Below are 4,052 nucleotides of genomic sequence, written 5' to 3'. Positions count from 1 at the left end.
TGAGGAGATTTTAGAAGCTCTGACTTTGGCAGAAGAGGATCCGGCTGTGCATTTTATCTTGATTAATGCTAATGGAAAAGTTTTCTCCGTTGGGGGAGATTTGGTAGAGATGAAGCGAGCAGTGGATGAGGATGATATTCCATCATTGACGAAAATCGCAGAGTTGGTCAATGCTATTTCTTATAAAATCAAGCAAATAGGTAAACCTGTTTTGATTGAGGTTGATGGAGCTGTTGCAGGTGCCGCAGCCAATATGGCTGTTGCTGCAGATTTCTGTCTTGCAACGGATAAAGCTAAGTTTATCCAAGCCTTTGTTGGGGTTGGTTTGGCTCCTGATGCGGGTGGGATTCACCTCTTGAGTCGTAGTATTGGTGTGACGCGTGCTGCTCAATTAGCTATGACAGGAGAGGCTTTGACCGCAGATAAAGCTCTGGAGTGGGGCCTGGTTTACCGCATCTGTGAAGCTGATAAACTTGAAAAGACGAGAGAACAGCTTCTTAAAAAATTAAGACGTGGCTCAGCTAATTCTTATGCAGCTATCAAGAAGTTGGTTTGGGAGAGCCAATTTAAAGATTGGCAAGATTATGCTGCTTTAGAATTGAACCTACAGGAATCTTTGGCTCAAACAGAGGATTTCAAAGAGGGAGTTCGGGCTCATTCGGAGAGAAGGCGACCTAAATTTACTGGAAAATAAGAAAATACTTGCACTGTTCTTTGAAGTTTGATATAATTTTTTTGTCAAATGTTTTGATTGTGAAAGTTTTTTGAAAAGGAGGGAAAAGAGATTGGACTACCAACGAATTAATGAATATTTAACATCTATATTTAACAATGTCCTCGTCATCGAGGAAGTTAGCTTGAGGGGTAGTCGTTTCAAAGATATCTCCATCAAAGAAATGCATACGATTGATGTGATTGGGAAATTCCCAGATGTGACACCAAGTCAAGTGTCAAAAGAGTTGATGGTGACTCTTGGGACAGTTACGACTAGTTTGAATAATCTCGAACGCAAGGGTTACATTGAACGCATTCGTTCAGAACATGATCGACGTGTGGTGCATCTGCATTTGACAAAGAAAGGTCGCTTGGTTCATAGACTACATAAACGCTTCCACAAGGCCATGGTTGAAAAAATCATCGATGGTATGAGTAAGCAAGAAATTGAGGTTATGAGCAAAGGTCTGACTAATCTTTATCAATTTTTGGAGGATTTGAGATAATGGCTTTTGCAAAAATAAGCCAGGTTGCTCATTATGTACCAGAGCAAGTGGTTACAAATCATGATTTGGCCCAGATTATGGATACCAATGATGAGTGGATTTCAAGTCGGACGGGAATACGACAAAGGCATATTTCAAGAACAGAATCTACTAGTGATTTGGCTACAGAGGTTGCTAAGAAACTGATGGCAAAAGCTGGAATCACAGGAGAGGAGCTGGATTTTATCATCCTAGCTACCATTACTCCTGATTCGATGATGCCCTCTACAGCTGCTCGAGTCCAAGCTAATATTGGTGCTAATAAGGCCTTTGCTTTTGACCTAACAGCTGCTTGTAGTGGATTTGTATTTGCTCTTTCAACTGCTGAAAAGTTTATCGCTTCTGGTCGCTTTCAAAAAGGCTTGGTGATTGGTAGTGAAACCCTCTCTAAAGCAGTCGATTGGTCGGATCGATCAACAGCTGTGTTGTTTGGAGATGGTGCTGGTGGAGTCTTGCTAGAAGCTAGCGAGCAAGAGCATTTCTTGGCTGAGAGTCTCAATAGCGATGGAAGTCGCAGTGAGTGTCTGACTTATGGACATTCAGGCTTGCATTCTCCATTTTCAGATCAAGAAAATGCAGATTCATTTTTGAAGATGGATGGACGCGCAGTCTTTGATTTTGCTATTAGAGATGTAGCCAAGTCTATCAAACAGACTATTGATGAGTCTCCTATAGAGGCGACAGACTTGGATTATCTGCTACTTCATCAGGCTAATGACCGTATTTTGGATAAGATGGCTAGAAAAATCGGTGTTGACCGAGCTAAACTTCCAGCCAATATGATGGAATATGGCAATACCAGTGCAGCCAGTATCCCGATTTTACTTTCAGAGTGTGTAGAACAAGGCCTCATCCATTTAGATGGTAGCCAGACTGTTCTGCTATCAGGCTTCGGTGGAGGCTTGACCTGGGGCACGCTCATTCTTACAATTTAGGTAATCATGTGGTGAACACATTGTTATAAAAAACTATTTATTTTAAAGGAGTCCTATCATGGCAGTATTTGAAAAAGTACAAGAAATTATCGTTGAAGAACTTGGAAAAGACGCATCAGAAGTAACACTTGAATCAACTTTTGATGACTTGGATGCAGATTCATTGGACTTGTTCCAAGTAATCTCAGAAATCGAAGATGCTTTTGATATCCAAATCGAAGCAGAAGATGACTTGAAAACAGTTGGTGACTTGGTTGCCTACGTTGAAGAGCAAACAAAATAAACAGAATATAGATAGAAGGAGTAGGGAAACCCGCTCCCTCTTGTTTAGGCAATAGTTTGATTTTCAAATTATGACGATATCGAACTATTACGTAAGCAAGAAACGATGGAGGCACTATGAAAACGCGTATTACAGAATTATTGAACATTGATTATCCTATTTTCCAAGGAGGAATGGCCTGGGTTGCTGATGGTGATTTGGCAGGGGCTGTTTCCAAGGCTGGAGGACTAGGGATTATCGGTGGGGGGAATGCCCCTAAAGAAGTTGTCAAGGCAAATATTGATAAAATCAAATCATTGACTGATAAACCCTTTGGTGTCAACATCATGCTCTTGTCTCCCTTTGTGGAAGATATTGTAGACCTCGTTATCGAGGAAGGTGTTAAGGTAGTTACAACAGGAGCAGGAAATCCAAGTAAATACATGGAACGTTTCCATGAAGCTGGTATTACAGTTATTCCTGTTGTACCAAGTGTTGCTTTAGCTAAACGCATGGAAAAAATCGGTGCGGACGCTGTCATTGCAGAAGGAATGGAAGCTGGGGGACATATTGGGAAATTAACAACCATGACCTTGGTGCGTCAGGTTGCTGCTGCTGTATCTATTCCTGTTATTGCTGCAGGAGGGATTGCGGATGGTGAAGGTGCTGCGGCTGGCTTTATGCTAGGTGCAGAGGCTGTTCAGGTTGGAACTCGTTTTGTCGTTGCAAAAGAGTCTAATGCTCATCCAAATTATAAGGCGAAAATTTTAAAAGCTAGAGATATTGATACTACGATTTCAGCTCAACACTTTGGACATGCTGTTCGTGCGATTAAAAATCAGTTGACTCGTGATTTTGAACAAGCTGAAAAAGATGCCTTTAAACAAGAAAATCCAGATTTGGAAATTTTTGAACAAATGGGAGCAGGTGCTCTAGCCAAAGCGGTTGTTCACGGAGATGTGGATGGTGGATCTGTTATGGCAGGTCAGATTGCAGGCCTTGTTTCCAAAGAAGAAACCGTTGAAGAAATCCTAAAAGATTTGTATTACGGAGCAGCTAAGAAAATTCAAGAAGAAGCCTCTCGTTGGGCAGGAGTTGTAAGAAATGACTAAAACAGCCTTTTTATTTGCTGGTCAAGGTGCCCAGTATCTAGGTATGGGACGGGATCTCTATGATCAGTATCCGATTGTCAAAGAAACGATTGATCAAGCGAGTCAGGTACTTGGTTATGATTTACGTCATCTCATTGATACGGAAGAAGAAAAACTCAATCAGACCCGCTATACGCAACCAGCTATTTTAGCAACTTCAGTTGCTATTTACCGATTATTGCAAGAAAAGGGCTATCAGCCTGATATGGTTGCTGGTTTGTCTCTTGGAGAATACTCTGCCTTGGTGGCCAGCGGTGCCTTGGATTTTGAAGATGCGGTAGCCTTGGTTGCTAAGCGTGGAGCCTATATGGAAGAAGCGGCTCCTGCTGGCTCTGGCAAGATGGTAGCAGTTCTCAATACGCCAGTAGAGGTTATTGAAGAAGCCTGTCAAAAAGCTTCTGAACTTGGAGTGGTTACCCCAGCCAACTATAATACACCTGCACAA

At 41.9% G+C, this 4,052-nt stretch carries 6 protein-coding genes; all 6 read left to right on the top strand.

The annotated features are described in order from the left end of the window. Positions 1-694: enoyl-CoA hydratase (locus tag RYL77_RS08825; protein WP_315011000.1), on the top strand; the 694-nt coding region annotated here is incomplete at its 5' end. Between the two features lie 91 nt (positions 695-785). Continuing rightward, the gene (locus tag RYL77_RS08820; protein WP_000386351.1) at positions 786-1,220 is read left to right on the top strand and encodes a MarR family winged helix-turn-helix transcriptional regulator; all 435 of its coding nucleotides are present in this window, start codon (positions 786-788) and stop codon (positions 1,218-1,220) included. Continuing rightward, entirely contained in the window at positions 1,220-2,194 is a 975-nt protein-coding gene (locus RYL77_RS08815; protein ID WP_315010338.1) for a beta-ketoacyl-ACP synthase III, read from the top strand. The genes RYL77_RS08820 and RYL77_RS08815 overlap by 1 nt, the downstream gene beginning before the upstream one ends. A 58-nt stretch (positions 2,195-2,252) precedes the next feature. After that, positions 2,253-2,477, top strand: coding sequence for an acyl carrier protein (locus tag RYL77_RS08810; RefSeq protein WP_000257838.1), 225 nt, complete (start codon positions 2,253-2,255; stop codon positions 2,475-2,477). 116 nt (positions 2,478-2,593) lie between these two features. Beyond that, entirely contained in the window at positions 2,594-3,568 is a 975-nt protein-coding gene (fabK, locus tag RYL77_RS08805) for an enoyl-[acyl-carrier-protein] reductase FabK (protein WP_000857446.1), read from the top strand. Further along, a partial coding sequence (locus tag RYL77_RS08800; protein WP_315010999.1) for an ACP S-malonyltransferase occupies positions 3,561-4,052 on the top strand: 492 nt, incomplete at its 3' end. The genes fabK and RYL77_RS08800, both read left to right, overlap by 8 nt.

Origin of the sequence: uncultured Streptococcus sp. (genome assembly GCF_963516515.1) — a bacterium.
Classification (GTDB): Bacteria; Bacillota; Bacilli; order Lactobacillales; family Streptococcaceae; genus Streptococcus.
Note: the sequence above shows the minus strand (reverse complement) of the source record. Positions and strands in the feature narration are given on the sequence as shown.